Below are 19,621 nucleotides of genomic sequence, written 5' to 3'. Positions count from 1 at the left end.
CTCTTAAATTTCTCCCAGTTTATAAAGGGATGCTTTACCCGTAGAACCGAACAGATCCATTTTTTTCTTCACCAGTTCTGTTGCCGCTTTGGTCGCCTCAGGCATCAGTTGATCCGGTTCATATGCATTCGGATTCGCATCGAGTGTCGCTCTTAATTGGTTGTAGAATGCTCGCTTCATATCGGTTGATAAATTGATCTTCGCTATCCCATGCTTCACGGCTTCTCTAATCTCTTCATCAGGATTATCTGATCCACCATGCAGCACTAACGGAATTTTTACTTTTTCATGAATTTGTTTTAAACGATCGATTTTGATTGAATGATCTTTGGATTGAGGATAAATACCATGTGAAGTACCTACAGCGACAGCAAGTGTATCGATACCTGTTTGTTCTACAAAAATCGCCGCTTCTTCTGGATTCGTATACAAAATCTCGTCAGCCCCACCTTCCGAGCTGCCTTCATTACTCCCAATTGTACCTAGTTCACCTTCTACAGATACATCGACCAGATGAGCCAGTTCAACCGCTTCCTTGGTTGCCGCAATATTCTCCTCAAAAGGTAAATGAGATGCATCCATCATGACTGATGTATACCCATTGCGAATCGAACGCGTAATATCTTTGATCGTCGCTCCATGATCCAGATGAATAACAAACGGGACTTTGGACTTGGATGCCGCTTCTCGCACATAAGCTATAAACCCATCAGTGACTAAATCAATTTCATTCGGGTGAATCTGCATAATTGCAGGCGAATTCTGCTCTTCTGCGGCTGTAATGACCACTTTGACGAACTCGCTATTGGCTACATTAAATGATCCGACTGCAAATTTATTTTCATACGCTACTTTAAGTAAATCTTTCATATTAATTAACATTTGAATTCCTCCTAGATTTATTTGGAAGACCAGACTTCCAAAAATTCATCGTAATTGGTGATATGGAGTAGTTTTTCTGTCATATTGGTCTGTTTAAACACATCGTAAATTTCTTCGAAAAATTTGGTGTTATTCACCTTCTGATTTTTCGGCGGAATAAACAGAAAAATGATCTGCGCCATCTGATCACCCCATAGCATTTTCTGCTTATTAATCGCTACCAGTACACGTAGTTTTTTGTTATCTCCACAATCAAATGGATGGGGCATCGCGACCAAATTCCCAATATTGGTACTCGACATTTTTTCTCTTTCCACAATACTGGTATATAAATGCTGAATATCGCCTAGTTCTGTAAGTTTTTTTAACAAATCAATTGGATTGTCTTCATTTAGGAAAAAAACATCATCTGGTGATAAATAATATTTGAGTAGTCCACGATTTAACTGAATCGAAATATTCTTCATATCATCACTTGTAATCATTTCACTTACCAGAATGATATTTTGTACATTTAACTGCTGTTGTTCCGCAATCTCGCTCGTTGTGATAATCGTTTCAATTTCTTCGGGAAGAAGATGTATTTCATGATTAGCTAATAGACTATCGATTCTAATATTCGGAAAATAGAGATTAATCTTACGCTCCAATAGCTTGCCGACTAATAGATTTTTGCCATAAATAATTGCAATACGTTTTCTGTTATCTTGAGAGTTCTCAATAATGCCCATTATGTGTAACGTCAAGTAACCGATTTCATTTTCGGGTATTTTGATATTTAAGCAAAATTGCAATTCTTTTGCCAACACAACTGCGACATTATAAGCATTGGTATATTCTGATTTTATTTGAGCAATAAAAGGATTTTCGACAGGGAAATAATACTTTAATGGATATAATGATTTGGTAATATGAGCTAATAATCGATCAAGTAACTCTTGGTTTTTGTAGCTGATGAATCCATATTGCTCTCCAACTTTTTGGATCACTGATTTGATTTTTTGTTCCATTTCATTCACGTGTTCATGCCCGATTTCTTCATTTTTTTTAGGTAAGATCTGCAATGCGATCAGCAGGTAACCTAAATACTGATACTCATATTCATCAAAAGGGATATCCATTTCTTGAGCCAGACGGATCAGAATAGATTGGGCTATTTTTAATTCTTCAAAGCTTGTATGATCCAACCTCATATCCTGTTCAGTTATTTTTTGTGTAAGACTTACTCGTTTAAGACTGATCAAAACATTCACACAGATCGAGAATAATTCTTGAAAACTTAGCAATAAATTATACTTGGCAACCTCTTCTTCAATACAAGCGTAGATAAAATGAATAGAAGATTCGTTGAACCAATCGCCAAAATAGTATTGCAGTGCTTCGTCTATCGGCATGTGTTTGAGACAATCGGTAGTGACTAGTTTTTTGAGCAAAATCCGTTTCTCAACTTCGCTTCCTTTAAGCCGGATACCTTGGAAGATAATCGCTTCAATTTCGATGTTCTGCTTTTCTGCTTGAATCGTTTGCACTAATTTTTGCACGTCTTTTCGGATCGTTTGAGTCGAAAAATAAAGCGTTCTAGCCAGATCCTCATACGTAATAAAATCAGTCTGCGATAACAGTGCTTTGATAATATGAAATGCTCTTTCTTCGTCATCATCTTCATTTTTATACAGGCTGGATAAATCCCCGACTAATTTGTATCCTTTGCGAGTATTGCCAATAATCATTGCTTTATCTAAATAATTTTCATTTATTTCTTTGATGTCATTGCGAATCGTTCTAGTCGTTACATCAAATAGATTAGCTAATTCGCTTCCACTCACAAAATCATGCTCAGATTGTTTTAAATGCTCTAATAGCTTAATGTAACGTTTTCTCATTTGGCTTTCCTCCTTACACACATACTAATGCAAGCGCTTTATATCCACCAAGCCTATACTCTTTCCTAATAGTTAGGAAGTGATCGTGTATTCGTTTATGATACCCACTTTTTTAAAATTCTAAGTTAGTATTCTATTTAAGAATCGTTTGGGAAGGAAAACAGAACACAAAAAAACCAACCTTCTAAAAAGGTTGGTTTGTGTGTATAGTACCACTACATCCATGACAATAAACGCGATCCCTACAAACACTACCTACACTAGGCCCTTAACGGTTTGTTCTGGTTCCAAATGTAATTACGATTGTACTAACCTAAAATCCAGAGCCACAGCGCCAATCCGGCCAACGTGATCAAAAGTGTCGGGATCGTGAGGACGATGCCTGCTTTGAAATAATACCCCCATGTGATCTTCACACCTTTACGGGATAACACATGCAGCCACAGCAATGTGGCAAGTGATCCAATCGGGGTCATTTTGGGACCCAGGTCGGAACCGATGACATTGGCATAGATCAATGCTTCCTGAATGATACCTTCGGTATGTGCGCCCTGGATGGCTAGCAGGTTAATCAACACGGTCGGCAGGTTGTTCATCACCGATGATAATACAGCAGCGATGATGCCCATCCCAAGCGAAGCAGCCAGCAGACCATGCTCTGCTATGGCATCCAGCCAGCGGCTCAGATGATCCGTTAACCCTGCATTACGCAGTCCATATACGACGATATACATACCCACCGAGAACACCACAATCGACCATGGCGCTTCCTTGATGACCCGTTTCAGATCAACAGCCTCGCTCTTGCGTGCCAACAAGGCGAACAGCAAGGCAACGGAGCCAACGATAACCGACACGGGAATCGGCAGAAACTCACTGGATGCATAGGCAACCAGTAACAGCCCAAGCATGTACCAAGCGATTCGAAACATCCGTGGATCACGGATCGCTTCCTTCGGGTCACGTGCCGCGGAGATGTCGTAGCGAAGGGGTATGCTTTTGCGATAGAACAAAAACAGCATCCCCGTACTCGCTACGATTGAGAACAGATTGGGCACAACCATGCGTACCGCATACTCCACAAAGGTAATACCAAAGAAATCGGCCGATACAATGTTAACCAGATTGCTGACGACCAGCGGTAACGATGTGGTATCGGCGATAAATCCACTCGCCATCACAAAAGCCAGCACCATGCGCTCATCAAACTTCAATGCACGCACCATTGCCAGCACAATTGGCGTCAGAATGAGCGCCGCACCATCATTCGCGAACAGAGCAGACACAGCGGCCCCCAGCAGAATGGAGTAGAAGAATAGTCTGCGACCGTCTCCTCCAGCCAGCCTTGCCATATGAAGGGCAGCCCATTCGAAGAAACCCGTCTCGTCCAGAATGAGAGAAATCATAATAATGCCGACAAAGGCCAGCGTTGCATTCCATACAATGGATGCCACATCCGAGGCATCGTTCAAGCTGACGACTCCACACAATAGGGCAAGTAATGCCCCACCCGAGGCTGTCCAACCGATACCCAACCCACGGGGTTGCCAGATTACCAAGGTGATTGTCACTACAAAAATCAGTATTGCTACGTATACCATAAAGCCTCCTGCTGTACCCTGTATCAATATATTATTCGTTAATTCGATCTTATATTGTTAGATTACACCGCTATATGCGCGGAATAACCAGACGATATATTTATACAGGGCTACAGGAACATTGTCTATCTTTATTTTCTTCTATTATAAAATGTGTGGTAAATTGTGGTGTTAAAATGCTAGGATTTACTCTTTGCCCTTATCTTTCGGTGTATCCTCTACCATCTTGAACATGCCAAGCAGTCCTTGTAATTGTTCCGCCATGCTATTCAGATGTGCCGAGGATGATGCAATCTCTTCTACCGATGCCAGTTGTTCTTGCGAAGATGCCGACACGGATTCTGTATTTGCAGCCGATTCCTGGGTCACATTCGAAATATCACTCATCGCCTTGGCAACGTGGGATGCACCACTCTCCAGTTGCTTCGTTGTTGCGGACAAGTCATCCAATGTATGAACAGCATCTTCCACCGCCTCCCGAATCTGAGCAAAGGATTGTCCTGATGTATTCACGGCCTGAATTCCTTCTCCTACCCGAGTCTGAGCCGCATTCATAGCGATTAGAGCGGCATCCATGTCCTGACGGATATTATGAACCACCTCACCGATCTGCGCTGCCGAACTTCCGGATTCTTCTGCCAGTTTGCGTACCTCACCGGCTACAACTGCAAACCCACGACCCGCATCCCCCGCTCTTGCCGCTTCAATAGAAGCATTTAATGCGAGCAAGTTCGTTTGTTTGGAGATGGATGCAATGACATCAACCATACTACCAATCTCAACGGAACGAGCATTCAGAGATTGAACCACAGTCCCCAGCTGCTCCACCGTTTCCTGGATACTGTTCATCTGCACCACAGCCTGTCCTGCTGCCTCATTACCAGAAGTAGCTGCTCCGGACGTATTCCGCATATTCGCCGTAATCGATTGCACACGCTCCGACATCATTCGAACATCTTCTGCCATTCGGCTCATCTGTCCCGATCCGTCTTTCACGCTGTTTACCTGCTGCTCTGCACCTTCAGCCAGTTCCTGAATGGCCTGTGTTGAATGTTCAATCGCTTTGGTGGTTTGTTCTGCACTGGCAGACAACTCTTGAGAAGAAGCAGATACCTGCTCTGTCGTTTCCTGTACGCCCAGAATCATCATTCGAAGGTTATCGACCATACGTTCAAAATACTTCGCAAGTTCTCCGACTTCATCTTTACGCCCTGTTTCCATTTTCACGGTCAAGTCACCTTTACTCACGGCTCTGGCAGATTCCTGCAGTCGTTTAATTGGACGCAGCATGGAGCGTGTAAACCAGATAATAAAGATGAGTGTAAGGAAAGTAGCCGCCAGAATAACAATAAATGTGGCCATGCGAATATCCTTACTCGCATTGGTTATTTCACTCTTGAACATCGTGCCGGCAATTTTCCAGCCCGTTGCTTCATTTGTTGAGAAAATCATCATTTTCGGCTGATTGTTATACACGTAATCGAATTGGCCTTCTTGACTCTGATACATCTCATCAAGGGTGCCGCTAGTTTCCTGTGTACCTGCATCTGCTATAGGGGAAACGACATAGTTTTTGTTTGCATCCATAATAATGACGTAACCTTCTTTGCCCACCTTAATGGATGCCTGTTCTCGCAGGTCTGTCAGATCCAGAGACAAACCGATAACACCGGATTGATCCTTTAATGTTTTGGAAATAAATACAACTGCAACACCATCGGTATTAACAGACACAGCTGATACAACAGCTGTACCTGGCTTTTCCATCGCTAGTTTGTACCACTCCCGCTCCCTAGGATCATAAGCATCTCCCCGCGTACTGCTCGCTGTTGGTTTACCTCGAACCATGACTCCGTCTGTTGTTCCCACAAAAATATTCATGGCATCGGGATGCAAGCCCAGGTATTGCTCCAGCTTCACCTGAAGCTCCGGACTATCGTTCTCCCCTTTGATCAGGCTCGGATCAAGGGCATCCGCGAAATAGTTAATGTCATGAATCTTGTAATTCACTTGGCTTTCTACAATGGTATTGGCAGTGCTCACACTTTGCATGGCACTATCTACTAATTGTCCATGTACGCCATCTTCAGCCATCGTTAGTGTGATCAAGCCGACTGCCAAGCTTGGCAGGAGTAGAACGGCCAGGAAGGAGACTAACAGTTTGTTCCTTATATTCCAGACGAAACCTTTCTTTTTCTTCTTTTTATTTTGATTATGTTTTGGTTTGGCAGGTTTCGCTGCTTTCATTGGTTTATTATCCTGAGTTTCACTCATGTCTTTCTCCCCCTCAAAATGTAAAAATGCCCTCTTTCTTTGTATGTATGGATCAATCTAAAAGGCTTATCTTATATATCGGCTAAATGAGGGTTTTTATTTGAGAGAAAAATGTGCAGGCACGCCAAACAAGCCACCTCTGATCAGAAGCGACTTGTACAAGGTACAGGTTACTAATTATTCCATGAATTAGATGAAGTATTGGAGTACGGGCCGCCTGGCGGTTGTGCCGAAGGTTTACCAAAATAGTAGCCCTGGGCAAGCTCAATACCTATGGAACGACAGAATTCAAACTCTTCCATCCGTTCGATCCCCTCGGCAAGGACTTGCCCTCCAAATCGACTCGACATCTCAACAATATGAAGAATTTTCTGCTGTTTGGTCGAATCCTGATCACAACGGTCAATAAGACTTCGATCTATTTTGACAAAATCCGGTTCTAACCGATTCATCAACTCTATTGTCGAATATCCGGCACCCACATCATCCAGTGCAACCGACATTCCACGAGAACGATATACCTCAAATATTTGCTGCAAGATGGGCATATGCTGAATCTGCTCTGTTTCCACGACTTCAAACACAAAATCTTTAGGGTCCAGCGAAAGACGTTCAATCGCTTCAAACGTATGTGTCAGACAATATTCGGGATTATATATGGAGGAAGGCAGAAAATTTACGAAGCGTTTGACACCATGCGGCAGAAAAAGGGCACTGGTCTCAATAGCAGTAATACGCGCCAATCGATCCAGAAAAGAATGTAGTCCAGTCTCACGCGCAACTTCAAATAATTCATAGGAACTGAAGGATTTTCCATTCTCAGCAGGACGAAGCAAAAACTCATATCCGATAATCTGCTCCGATGCATCAACGATGGGTTGCATATGACTGCTGAATTGATGCTCCAGAATAATGGAAACAAGCTCCGCATGTTTGAAACGGGACTCCTGCATGGTTAGACTAATCCAACTTTCTTCATTAGCCTGTTCGTAAATAGGCATAATCTGAACAGTTAGGGTATCACGTAATGTCGGATCAATTTCGCCGATCTCTTCTATTAAGTTCTGAACTGTCTCAAGATTCGAAAAATGTATCCACATCATGTCATCCGACGTCTCGATAAGTCTTCCCGGCGTTTGTAGCGTTTGTAGCGCTTCCAGCAAAGCGGGGGAAATGGGACGCAAGTACAAGGTACCTTGGCCCTCTATAGGATAGATTGGACTGCAGCCACTGCAATTCATGTAGGACCCCCCTTGCCAATTTAGATTCCATGTCCATTAATGTTCACTTGTATATACCCAAAGTTTGTAAATATTATATCATGGGTCTTAAAATTAATCTCTACTGTTTTGATGACTTCCTGTATGACGGTTCTTGGAACAAATATATTCAAATTTGCAGAAAAAAAGACCGACAGTCTGATGACTGTCAGTCTCCTCCTCAGCTTATTAAACTTTAAGAAGCGGGAATCACGATTTTCTGTCCAACTTTCAGGTTATGCACATTTGAGATCTTGTTGGCTGTCGCAAGTTTGCGCCAGTCCACACCATATTTCAAACCGATGCGGTACAGGTTATCCCCTTTTTTCACTACATATACAACCTTGTTGTTGGTTGCCGGTTTCTCAGGTTGTGGCTTAGGCGTCGGTGTTGGCGTTGGTTTAGGCGTTGGAGCTGGCTCCGCACCTGTTTCAGGTGTTGTCGTTGCTTCACCTGTCAGTTTCAAGCCATACTCTGCAAAACCTTCATTGTTTGTACCGATAAATGACATCGCCGGGTTCGCTTCAACCAGATCTTTCGCATCCGGGGAAGAAGCAAACACAACTTCAAGATCGTTCAGCGCTGCTGCGGTTACACCAGCAGATGGTTTGATTGGTGCCAGGGACCAGTTGCCGTCCGCTGCTGGATTAATCGTTTTATTTTCACGAATGTAGTCGATGATCACTTGACGGTTCTCATCCGGTGCAGCCAGAACGATCCGTTTGCCGTCCGGGTTAGCAAGTTTGGATGAAGAAGCACGGTAGTTATTTGTCGCTACAATGAATTTTTGTGCTGGGTCAACCGGTTTGCCGTTAAAGCTCAGATCCTTGATCCGGCTTGCAGATGCATTAACAATCGTAGCTTTGCTATCGTATTTGGCTGGTTGGGTCACATCAATCTGATACGTTACACCATCGATAACATCGAAGTTATACGTTGGGAAGTCGTTGTTGATCAGTTGTTGTTGTCCACCTTTAGCCGGGTCGATCTGGTTGAACTGGCCTGCAGACCATTCCAGCCATTCTTTCAGTTCTGCGCCGTTAACCATTACAGCATGTACCGTATTTGGATATACGTACAGGTCAGCAACGTTTTTGATCGCAATGGTGCCTTTAGGGATATTCGTGTAATACGAAGCGCCTGAACGTCCACCGGCTTTGAATGGTGCACCTGCGGACAATACAGGGATTTTCTCATATTCCGTACCTTGCATATGTTTTTCGACATACCATTTCTGTGCATTCGTTACGATCTGAATGGATGGATCATCCTGAACCAGAGCGAAGAAGCTGTTGATAGGTGCAGTCGTTTCGCCCACCGGACCACGAACATACTCCAATGTACCTTCATGCTCTTCATGAACCGCATCAATGATGTCCTGATCAGCCTCTACTAATGGTTTTTTGCCCGCTGTGTCATAGATTGGGCGTGCTTCCGTTTTGGAATCGACCACTTTCCATTTGCCATCCACTTGTTCTAGATCCAGATCAATAATCCCCAGGTGATCACCCCAGAATCCTGGCTCTACAGCAGGAACGCCGTTAATGGTGCCCTTTTCCAGATCTACCCCTTTTTTGCCGGCAAAATCAGCACTTGGGAACACTTTGTGGGCATGTCCAAATAGAATGGCATTAATGCCTTCAACTTGGCTCAGATACAGTACGGAGTTCTCCATCAGATCCGTTTGAGGAATTTCCTCAAATCCGGAGTGAGGAATAGCTACAATAATGTCGGCACCTTCGGCCTTCATTTTCGGAATGAATTTTTTCGCGGTAGCAATAATATCCTTGGCGATTACTTTGCCTTCAAGGTTAGCGCTGTCCCACTGCATAATTTGTGGCGGTACAAATCCGATCACACCTACTTTGATCGTATGTTCTTTGCCAGTCTCATCCGTTACTTTTTTATCCAAAATCTCATATGGTGTGAAATAGTTCTTGTCATTTGTCTCATCATCATCACCATCGTCTACATAAACATTGGCATTAATGTAAGGGAAGTTCGCTCCCTCCAGCGTCATGTCCAGGAAGTCCAGACCATAGTTGAACTCATGGTTACCGATGTTACCTGCATCATAATCGAGCAGATTCATCGCTTTATATACAGGGTGAGTCTCACCCTTTTTCAGTGGATCAATTTTCGCAGAGTAGTCTCCCAGCGGATTCCCCTGAATCAGATCCCCGTTATCAAACAGCAGGCTGTTCTTCGCCTCGTCACGGGCTTTCTTAATCAGTGTAGCTGTTTTGGCGAGTCCATACTGGTCTGTCTCTTTGTCGGAATAGTAGTCATAGTTAACCAGGTTGGTATGAATGTCTGTGGTTTCCATGATCCGCAGTTTTACCTTGGCAGCATCCGCAGCCGATACAGGTACTGGAAACACCGCAAGCACGTTTAATGCAACCAAAGCGGCAGTCAGGCTTGATAATACTTTTTTACTCGTTTTCAAAATAACCCCTCCCGGTTATGTACATTGAATCATGCATTAATGGGCAAACGAAGAGCGCAGAAAAAAGATAGATTTCATGGGTTGTGCGTACTGACGCTCTGATGACATGCATCGGAATTTCAGGTAAGTTTATCTCACATGAACATCTATTTATGTCTGTGCTTGTCGTTTACATTCCAAATCATAACGCAATGTTCAGCCATTGAAAAGCATTATTTTTTACATTACCCGCACATACCTAGGCGAGTTTACATTATCATGCGTGATTTCGACAATTTTTTCAACATTTTAGTAGGTATATAGTGCTTATTATCTTTAAAATACGTATATTACATGCGTCTTACATGTATATCCAATTCAGCGTTATTCATCCATACCAAAAACCGTGAAACCTTAAGGGCTTTCACGGTTGGATTAAACTCTGCGCGTATTTTCGCATAAGGACGCTACTTTGCAGAGGTTATTTTCATATTCGGATTATTGTTCCCACACATGATGCTCATGATCTTTCCCTGTGTATTCAATACGAGTCGGGGTGATGTCCAGAATGACATAGTTCGGATCATTAGGTCCATCGAACCACGCTTTCAGTTCATCGTTCCACACTTGCTCACGCAAACCTTCGTTCTTTGTCACTTCACAGGTTCCTTCAATCTCAACTACTTCCTTGGAACCACCAGCCTCGTAACCAAGTAGCAGGCTAACATTCGGATTATTCTCCAGTTCCTCTACTTTGTGTGTACGGCGGTTCGTTGCCAGATGAATGTTCAGTCCATCGTTGAAAAGCGCCATATAGCGGGATTTCGGTTTACCATTCTCCACAGTTGAGAAGCTGCAAAAAGGGTTGTTTTCCAATGCTTTTACAATGTTTTGTTCCAATTCATTCTGGTTCATGGGAAGTGCTCCTTTCGGTTTTTGGGGAATATTGGGAGGACTCTTGTAGGCGGCCGTTTCGGGTACGGATCGTTCTTTGGATCGCTGTTATCCCCAGATTTTTTTGATTCCCTTTTCTCAAAGGGAAAATCCGGTGATAAAGGCGAACGCTTCGCTTCCTCAGAATCGATTCCGTCCCCTCCACTACGTCTACCGTTCTTCCAATTAAGGGTGAATAATAAAAAGTACAAGAGAAGTGTAGTTGTTACTATCTCTTTGTGTTTAATGACAGTTCATTAATCCCTTATTACTAGAGACAGCTTAATGCAAATACTTTTGTAATAAGCCTGTACTTATAGTGTACCCACCTCACCTATGGTGAATCCATGAACCGATACGCTAACGTGACAAAATTGGAAATGTTCTTTATAAAAATGTTTACATAAAGGGGTTATCGCTTAAATTCTTCATGGCTGATTTAATTCAGATCTCCAAGATAGATTGATGAAGAGCCCGATTGAAGAAGCAATTCGCCAATTGTTTTTGGATATAAACGAATCTGGGAAAGCTCTTCAAGTGCAATCCATTCCACGGCGACTTGGTGGTCGTCTGGATTGGAGCCTTCAAAAACGGTTGCCTCCGGATCTATCAGGCTGCACGCAAAATAAAATTCAACCTGATGGATATCTGCATCCCACTCGGCGAATTCATGATTTTTTCCGATATACTCCCGGATATGTAACAGCTCTCCCACGTTCACGGCCTGACCAATCTCCTCCAGACATTCACGTGCGACCGCATCCTTGAGTTCTTCACCTTTCTCCTGTCCTCCACCCGGGAACACATAAGCCGTACCATATTGGTCTTCCAGCCGGATGACCAGCAATCGTCCATCCTGCACAATGATAGCCTTCGCGGAGTTGCGTATGGGTTTCATTCTGTTGATCCACTCCTTGTCATTCTAAAATTTCAAAGTTCAATCCGAACAACCTGATACTACTATTGTTCTGCTGAACAGGCGTATCATCCTGTTGTATGCGCGGATAACTTAATACCTTCAGATTCCAGCACACGACGAATCTCTTGAGCAAATGCGAGAGAGTTTGCTCCGTCACCGTGGATACAGACCGTCTCTGCCTTAATGGAAACCAGCGTACCGTCCGTGGATACAACCACGCCGTCTTTCACCATCTGGAGCACTTGAGCAATCGCTTGTCCTGATTCTTCAATGAGGGCTCCAGCTTGGCTTCGAGGAGTTAACTTTCCGTCCGCCCCATAGGTTCGATCCGCAAACACCTCGCTCACACTGCGCATACCGATGCGATCCGCGGCGTGAATCAGCTCACTGCCCGCCAGACCATACAAATACAGATCAGGCTGTACTTGATAAATCGCCTCCACGATGGCTTCAGCTAGCTTCGTATCTTCTGCAGCCATATTGTATAAGGCACCGTGCGGTTTTACGTGATGCATTCTCCCCCCACTTGCACGGACAAAGGCATCCAGCGCACCAATCTGATACACCACCATGTCGTATGCTTCCCGTGGCGTAATGTCCATACGTCTTCTGCCAAACCCTTGCAAGTCCTGCAACCCAGGGTGGGCTCCAATTGCCACCTGATGCTCCAATGCCCTCTCCACCGTTAGCCGCATCGTAGCCGGGTCTCCTGCATGAAATCCGCAGGCAATATTGGCTGATGTAATTAAGGGTAGAATGGCTTCGTCCGACAGCGTGCGATATATACCATAACTTTCGCCCAGATCACAATTGATATCCAAAGTTTTTGAGGTATTCATTAAGCGCCCTCCATTCCTGCCATTCTTCTGCGTATCAGTTTACCCATGAGCTGCATATTGATTTCCTGTTCCATATAGAACTGTCCGGCTTGATCATGCGTAATCTGTTCAAAAGAAATTCGGGTTCCTGGCCTAGCCTGAGCCAGGATTGGCATATCCACCTGAGCTACCTGTGCAATGACAGGATAACCTCCAATCGTCTGATGGTCCGCCATCAAGATGATGGGCTGACCATCCGGTGGCACCTGCACCGTGCCATAGGTAACCGCTTCAGACAGCCGATCCAGCGGCTGATCCAGCTGCAGTCTGGAGCCCTGCAAGCGATAGCCCATCCGATCGGATTGCGGAGAGATCACGTATTTTTCGGCATAGAATTGTCCCAGACTTGCCTCACTGAACAGCGAACTATCCTTGCTCTCCAACACACGAATAACAGATCTCCCATAATAGTCAGGTCTCTCACGTTCAGATAAAAACCACGCAGGGGCCAAAAATCGTTGATCCCGCTCACTCTCCTTTACCTGCTGCTCCATACGCTGCATCCAACCTTGCGCTTCACCTGAAGGTTCACCTATGGATAACAGATCTGCCCCACGCAGGGCTCTTCCTTCCAAACCACCAAGACCTGTCTTGAGATCTGTACTTCGACTGCCCATCACTTCAGGCACAGCAATTCCGCCCGCAATCGCCAGATATCCACGCAAACCATGACGACATGGGCCAAAATTCAGTACACTTCCAGCCCGCACCAGCACGGGACGCCACAAAGGTACAGGCAGATGATCCACCGTTGCCGTCAGATCGGCTCCACATAATGAGATGAGCTGGCTCTTCTGAAATCGAAGCTCCGGCCCCGTCATCGTCATCTCCAGCACTGCCGCATGTCGGGAGTTGCCCACAAGCATATTGGCTGCTCTGGCTGCAAAGGTGTCCATGACCCCGCCAGGATGAATACCATACCGGCGATAACCGGTTCTGCCTTCATCCTGAACGGTAGATAACAGACCAGGGCGAATCACTTCAATACTCATCGTTCGCCCTCCTTCCGCTTCAACGCCAGATAGTCCTGCATCGTAATCTGTTCAAATCGAACCCGATCACCTGCTGCCAGCAAACTCGGTACGTTCTCATCCGGCCGAAACAACCGGAGTGGCGTTCGTCCAATACATTGCCATCCCCCGGGTGTATCCACCGGATAGATTCCCGTCTGTTTGCCACCAATACCTACTGTACCCGCCTCAACCCGAAGCCTTGGCGTTGCCCGTCTGGGCGTAGCAATCTGTTCAGACAACCCGCCGAGATACGGAAAACCCGGTGCAAACCCAATCATATGTACGAGATACTCCCCGGATGTATGAATCGCAATAACGTCCTCTGCGGTCAGTCCATGCTCACTGGCAACATAGTCCAGATCAGGCCCCCACTCTCCACCGTAACATACGGGAATCGTGACTGTTCTGGGCTTGTTTTGTGCGGATTCCTTCAATTGATTCAACTGCTGAAGCAGAGTTCGGCATAACTCGGGGTAAGGGGAGATGAACGGATCATAAAATACTGTAACGGACGTATATGAAGGCACCCATTCGATCATGGCTGGCAAAGTGCTTTTTTCCAGCAAAGCACACACAGACATCACTCTGCGCTGCACAGCGTCAGACAATTGATCTCCACACTGGATGATAACCGCTGCCTCACCCAGCGGAGATAAAATCTCCTCTGTCCATGCATACGTCAATTCGGTCATGCGCCATCTCCCCCTTTGTCCACAATTTTCGCTACCGCTTTAATGTCAGAGCATCCATCTATTAAGACTCCCTGGACGAATCCAAATGTACGCTGCAATTGTACAGTTCGCATTGCCACGTATCATCTTTTTTGACAATCCGAGTAATGGATGTGTTGGACAGCTTCACGCTAATATCCAGTTCAGGCACCAGACCTCGCAGTGTATTCCGCAGGACGGCACCATGACTGACAACGATCACTTTTCCATTCGGGTGCTGCTGTACAATATCTTCAAGCACCGCACTTCCTCGAACAGTCCCTGCCTCTGCAAGCTCCCGTCCCAGATCAAGGGTACTCCATTCCACTCCCCACTTGACTAACCGTTCCTCTTCCGTCGTTCCTTCGACCTGTCCTCCGCCCATCTCGCGAAGTCTAGGGTCCAGATGAATCTCCTGAATGCCCAAGCGATCACCAATGATGCGAGCCGTCTCACTTGCGCGCTCCAAGTCACTTGCATAGATGGCATCCCACGATTCCTCGGCGAGTCTAGCAGCAAGTAAAACTGCCTGTTCCCTACCCTCCTGATCCAGCGGATTATCCGTCTGTCCCTGCGAACGTTTTTCCTTATTCCACGCTGTACTCCCATGGCGAATCAATGCGATTTGAGTCATTGTTGTTCCTCACCTTTTTCTATATGAAGTTCATCTTCTGTAAAATGTTTGCGTGCCTTCGGCTTGGCAAATTTGCCGCCATTATATTGAGAAGACCCGTTTCTCGGAATGGAGAGACTGTCCCAAGCTGTTTCTTTGAGCATTTTCGCGGCAAATACAATCTGCCCGACATGATACGGATAATGTGCTAATTGCCGAATAATGGCCTCCATAATGGTATGACCTTCATTCCGAATATATATGATATGAGACAATTGTTCCGGGGTAAACGAACGAATGGCTTCGAGTAGACAATTCCAGCCTTCCTCCCATTTAGCGAGCAACTCTTCCCTGGAAGCAATATCATTCACGAATTCGGCATCTCGTTCACGCCACGGTTTCTCACCATCTGTTGTCAGTACATCCGTCCAACGGGACAGCATATTGCCCCATAGATGTTTTACGATAACCGCAATGCTGTTCGCGTCTTCATTCCAGGATTGAAACAATTGCTCGGAATCCAGTTGTGCCATAGCTTTTTCCCCGAGCTGCTTGTAATACAGGAATTGCTTCTCCGCTGTCTCCAGAAAAACCTGATTCATATCCATCCGTTAACCACCCTTCGGAAAAGTATGTTGTCCACTGATCACGTCCAAACAGAAGCGTCACATGTTATTTATTCAGGAAATGAGAATGTACCGTCTGCATTCGGTTCAAATGGAATGACTTTGCGAACCGCATCCAGATTGAGCTCTCCATAGATATGTGGATATAGTTCATTCAATTCGTAGAGATCCTCATACACCAGTTCTGGCTTTAACGCCTTCTCATCAATACTAAGCAATAACAGATCCGTGCGGCCTGCATAATATTGTCCGGCTACCCATGGGATCTGTTCCTTAGTGGAACAATGAATGAATCCGTCTGTCTCCAGGCTATCTGGTGCATACTCAGTCCCTTTTGACACTTGCTCCCACAACGAACGGGAAATAATACTATAGATCATGGTTCCGCCTCCTTCAATTTCTGCGATGTACCCTATGTGTCATTGGAAGTATTATAGATCATCCCGGATACGGGAGTACACTTTTTGATCCGTAAATACACCTTTGATCTTCAACTGTTTGCGTAACAAACCTTCGTACGACATGCCCAGCTTCTCCATTACGCGTGCAGAGCCTATGTTGCCTGCATTACATTTCCCCTCCAACCGATTGCAGTCCAGTTCCCGAAAGCAATAATCCACGATAGGTTGCATCGCTTCTGCTGCAAGCCCCTTACCCCATTGACTGCTGGCTATCGCGTACCCCAGTTCAGCACTCTGCATGGGTTCGTTGAGATGAAAAATGCCACCCCTCCCGATCAAGGTCTCTGTTTCCTTTAAAACAAAAGCCCAGATATGTACCGTTTTTCGTTCATAATTATCCAGTACTCGCTGAATATATTGAATTGAATCCTCCACTGACTCATGGCAGTTCCACAAGCTTTGCTGACTCACTAGCGGATCAGAGGCAAATGCATAATAATCTTCAAGATCATCCATCGCAAGGCGTCTAAGCTTTAACCTCTGTGTTTCGAATTCGGGCGATTCGGCAAAAAGTTTTTCTACATTCATCAGCGCACCTCCATGATTCACTTGATTCAGGATCCAGCCATCTTATTTCTCAGGAAATAACGATCTATCATAACCATGCACAGAATACCGACCGAATATCGAATCAGATCGATTACCAGAAAACCATGTCCCAAAATAAGAGCACCCCATACGGTTGAGCGTATCTCAATCAGCCAAGGCGTCTGAATCAACTGTGAGAACTCAATCATCCAGCTGAATACGCAGCTCAAACACATCGCCCATACCAAGCTGCGATGAGGCCACACCATGCGTACTTCTAAATAAATCATGCCCGCCCATAATGCATCCCCGAAATGTTCATGCACCCAACCCGGCATTCGTTCACCAAATTGTCTGGATGCGAGTCCTGCCGCCATGGTTATCATGACTGCGAAGAAATAGATCAGCCTGTCTCTGATAAATACGCTTTTCAATCAATCACACGCCTTCATCAAGCACTTGTAAAATAAATTGCGTTTTGGCAGCGGTATACGATTCCCTATCTTCCTTGTTCTCATCAGCAAGCTTCGTCTTCAGGACGGCGTAAGCTTCCACCAGATCTGAGCGTTTTCTCAGTACATCCCGAAACCGAATTTGACGATCCCAGCGTTCTTCTCCCGGGCGCATTAGATGAAGGTGTACAGCTCTCTTGCCATCCTTAACCCTGACCCAGAATCGCCTGTATTCCCGTCCATCCAGTTCAGGCGGAACGTAATTCCAGCCCACCGGATTCAGCTGATCCGCAATCAAATCCATGTCGTCCCATGACTGTACCTCTGCCATTAGATCAATAATGGGTTTGGCGGGTAACCCTGGAATGGCCGTGCTTCCAATATGTTCGAATTGATGGATATTAAACTGCTGTAGAAGACGTTTGAGTTGCCGGATTTCATCCTGAGCCTGCGCATCCCAATTGGGGTTGGCCGGAGCAATCTCTACCGACTCTGTCGCCCAGGCAGGCCAATTTTCCGGTTGCATTGGATCTTTCATTCAGGCACCTCCTCTTCACCATGACATTTTAAATGGTAACCTTCTCTGTATTTTTCATAGGTGCGTTGCTTCATGCGCTCAATCGTAGTACTCCGTTGAAATGTAAGTGTGGAACTTAGGGATAAAAGAAGATATTTCAGGTAAGCCAGATCACTAGAGTTAGCGTCTGAGCTTATAATCGATGCTTTCATTTTCATCCCATCCAATCCCCTTATATAGTTGTTAAAGCAGAAGGCATTTCAGATACATATTTCTATATATCCAAAAAGGAGCGTATGTCTACGCCCCTAGTTGTCTGTTACATTGATGATATTGATGATTTTAACGATGTCATGTACTGAAACTAACTAATTTTTGATTCATGCAAGATGCTTCATTATATGAAGATTTATTTTACCGTAACAGGGATCGTCACTTTTTTGTTGCCCCACTTGGCCGTGATAGACGTTTTACCTTTGCCTACAGCCACGATCTTGCCATTTGTTACTGTCGCTACGCCCGGCTTTGTGCTGCTCCACACCGCACTGTTCGTCACAACAGTGGTTTTGCCAGTATCATACTGTGCCATCACACTCAGCGTTGTACTTCCCTGTGGGGATAAAACCAGTTTTTTCTGCCCTGTAATCAACTTTTTGAGCAAAGGTACAACGGTAACCTCTGCCTTTATTGTCTGATTTTGATAAGTTCCTGTCAAGGTCGCTTGTCCTTCAGTCAGCGTTTTGACTGCTCCATTTTTCACGATAGCTACATTTGTATTGGAAGAGGTCCATATCACTTGTTTCGAAAGGTTAATGGTTTTGCCATTCGCGTAGGTGCCGATCACCTTCAACGCTTTGGACTTCTTGATGTTCAGCTGCATTGTGGCAGGAGTAACCTCGACTTTGGTAATCTCGTCCGTCACAGCAACGGGGACTTTCACAATCGTTGTTCCGTATTTGCCTTGAAGCAATACTCTGCCAGGCGTAACACCTTTGATTTTACCGTTTTCCAGCACAGCCGAGCTACTTGATACCGACCACACAATCTCAGACGTCACATCCTCTTCCTTACCGTTCGCACGTGTAATGCTTACTTTAGGAAGGGTACTTTCACTGCCTTTAACAAAATTATAGGAGTTTGGTGATGCTTTGATGCTTTTGATCTTCTCCTGCACTTGGACAACCAACTGAGCTTTTGCCCCGTCTACCTCTGCAAAAATCGTTGCTTCGCCCGCGGCCACAGCCTTGACTTTACCTTTCACCATCGTCGCGACTGCTGCATTACTGGTGGACCAAGTCACGCCTTCGGTAACATCCTGCTTGTTATCAAAACCTTCTACCGTTGCCATCACCTGAAGCGCAGCTGTTTCGGAAACACTCATCTTCTGCGGGCTGCTATTGGTTATTTCAATCGATTTCACGTCACCAGTAGCCGCCAAGGCCAACGAAGGGACCAGTATTGTTAATGCCATAATTAGAGCAAGCGTGCCTCGAAGCGCCAGTTTGATTCTATTCATTTTTAATTTCCAACTCCCATAATCCAATATTTTACTTCTATTATATTATATCGGATATGAATTGCATAAAGTTGAATGTCGTAAGTGAGAGTCTTGGAACAATTCATGAGATCAGCGTGTAATCGTTATAA

At 45.0% G+C, this 19,621-nt stretch carries 19 protein-coding genes; all 19 read right to left on the bottom strand.

All coding sequences use genetic code 11. The annotated features are described in order from the left end of the window. Window positions 1-3: 3 nt before the first annotated feature. The gene (locus tag C161_RS23610; RefSeq protein ID WP_036673204.1) at window positions 4-882 is read right to left on the bottom strand and encodes a ketose-bisphosphate aldolase; all 879 of its coding nucleotides are present in this window, start codon (window positions 880-882) and stop codon (window positions 4-6) included. 17 nt (window positions 883-899) lie between these two features. Next, window positions 900-2,765, bottom strand: coding sequence for a BglG family transcription antiterminator (locus C161_RS23605; RefSeq protein ID WP_036673202.1), 1,866 nt, complete (start codon window positions 2,763-2,765; stop codon window positions 900-902). Window positions 2,766-3,073: 308 nt separating this feature from the next. After that, on the bottom strand, window positions 3,074-4,366 hold the full coding sequence (locus C161_RS23600) for an arsenic transporter (RefSeq protein ID WP_036673199.1): 1,293 nt from the start codon (window positions 4,364-4,366) through the stop codon (window positions 3,074-3,076). 186 nt (window positions 4,367-4,552) lie between these two features. Beyond that, entirely contained in the window at window positions 4,553-6,640 is a 2,088-nt protein-coding gene (locus C161_RS23595; RefSeq protein ID WP_036673197.1) for a methyl-accepting chemotaxis protein, read from the bottom strand. A gap of 173 nt (window positions 6,641-6,813) precedes the next feature. Next, window positions 6,814-7,881, bottom strand: a complete 1,068-nt coding sequence (locus C161_RS23590; protein ID WP_036673196.1) for an EAL domain-containing protein — start codon at window positions 7,879-7,881, stop codon at window positions 6,814-6,816. Between the two features lie 214 nt (window positions 7,882-8,095). Beyond that, complete coding sequence (locus tag C161_RS23585) at window positions 8,096-10,345, bottom strand: bifunctional 2',3'-cyclic-nucleotide 2'-phosphodiesterase/3'-nucleotidase (RefSeq protein ID WP_036673194.1); 2,250 nt, start codon at window positions 10,343-10,345, stop codon at window positions 8,096-8,098. Window positions 10,346-10,822: 477 nt separating this feature from the next. Continuing rightward, entirely contained in the window at window positions 10,823-11,239 is a 417-nt protein-coding gene (locus C161_RS23580; protein ID WP_036673192.1) for a pyridoxamine 5'-phosphate oxidase family protein, read from the bottom strand. Between the two features lie 457 nt (window positions 11,240-11,696). After that, a complete protein-coding gene (locus C161_RS23575; RefSeq protein ID WP_036673191.1) occupies window positions 11,697-12,155 on the bottom strand; it encodes an NUDIX domain-containing protein in 459 nt (152 codons plus the stop codon). Window positions 12,156-12,241: 86 nt separating this feature from the next. Beyond that, window positions 12,242-13,015 (bottom strand): LamB/YcsF family protein, encoded by a 774-nt coding sequence (locus tag C161_RS23570; protein WP_036673190.1) that lies wholly within the window; start codon window positions 13,013-13,015, stop codon window positions 12,242-12,244. Continuing rightward, the gene (locus C161_RS23565) at window positions 13,015-14,046 is read right to left on the bottom strand and encodes a biotin-dependent carboxyltransferase family protein (RefSeq protein ID WP_036673188.1); all 1,032 of its coding nucleotides are present in this window, start codon (window positions 14,044-14,046) and stop codon (window positions 13,015-13,017) included. The genes C161_RS23570 and C161_RS23565 overlap by 1 nt, the downstream gene beginning before the upstream one ends. Next, complete coding sequence (pxpB, locus tag C161_RS23560; protein WP_051449907.1) at window positions 14,043-14,759, bottom strand: 5-oxoprolinase subunit PxpB; 717 nt, start codon at window positions 14,757-14,759, stop codon at window positions 14,043-14,045. The genes C161_RS23565 and pxpB overlap by 4 nt, the downstream gene beginning before the upstream one ends. 61 nt (window positions 14,760-14,820) lie before the next feature. Beyond that, entirely contained in the window at window positions 14,821-15,411 is a 591-nt protein-coding gene (locus C161_RS23555; RefSeq protein ID WP_036673187.1) for a histidine phosphatase family protein, read from the bottom strand. Beyond that, window positions 15,408-15,998, bottom strand: coding sequence for a DUF1572 family protein (locus C161_RS23550; protein ID WP_036673186.1), 591 nt, complete (start codon window positions 15,996-15,998; stop codon window positions 15,408-15,410). The genes C161_RS23555 and C161_RS23550 overlap by 4 nt, the downstream gene beginning before the upstream one ends. Before the next feature lie 68 nt (window positions 15,999-16,066). Further along, the gene (locus tag C161_RS23545) at window positions 16,067-16,396 is read right to left on the bottom strand and encodes a DUF952 domain-containing protein (RefSeq protein WP_036673184.1); all 330 of its coding nucleotides are present in this window, start codon (window positions 16,394-16,396) and stop codon (window positions 16,067-16,069) included. 51 nt (window positions 16,397-16,447) lie between these two features. Then, window positions 16,448-17,005, bottom strand: a complete 558-nt coding sequence (locus C161_RS23540; protein WP_036673183.1) for a GNAT family N-acetyltransferase — start codon at window positions 17,003-17,005, stop codon at window positions 16,448-16,450. Between the two features lie 26 nt (window positions 17,006-17,031). Next, on the bottom strand, window positions 17,032-17,439 hold the full coding sequence (locus C161_RS23535; protein WP_036673182.1) for a ribosomal maturation YjgA family protein: 408 nt from the start codon (window positions 17,437-17,439) through the stop codon (window positions 17,032-17,034). Window positions 17,440-17,443: 4 nt separating this feature from the next. After that, window positions 17,444-17,995, bottom strand: coding sequence for a GrpB family protein (locus tag C161_RS23530; RefSeq protein WP_036673179.1), 552 nt, complete (start codon window positions 17,993-17,995; stop codon window positions 17,444-17,446). Then, entirely contained in the window at window positions 17,992-18,192 is a 201-nt protein-coding gene (locus C161_RS23525) for a hypothetical protein (protein WP_036673178.1), read from the bottom strand. The genes C161_RS23530 and C161_RS23525 overlap by 4 nt, the downstream gene beginning before the upstream one ends. A 191-nt stretch (window positions 18,193-18,383) precedes the next feature. Continuing rightward, entirely contained in the window at window positions 18,384-19,490 is a 1,107-nt protein-coding gene (locus tag C161_RS23520) for an Ig-like domain-containing protein (protein ID WP_036673176.1), read from the bottom strand. Between the last annotated feature and the right edge of the window lie 131 nt (window positions 19,491-19,621).

Source organism: Paenibacillus sp. FSL R5-192 (assembly GCF_000517845.1).
GTDB lineage: Bacteria > Bacillota > Bacilli > Paenibacillales > Paenibacillaceae > Paenibacillus > Paenibacillus amylolyticus.
Note: the sequence above shows the minus strand (reverse complement) of the source record. Positions and strands in the feature narration are given on the sequence as shown.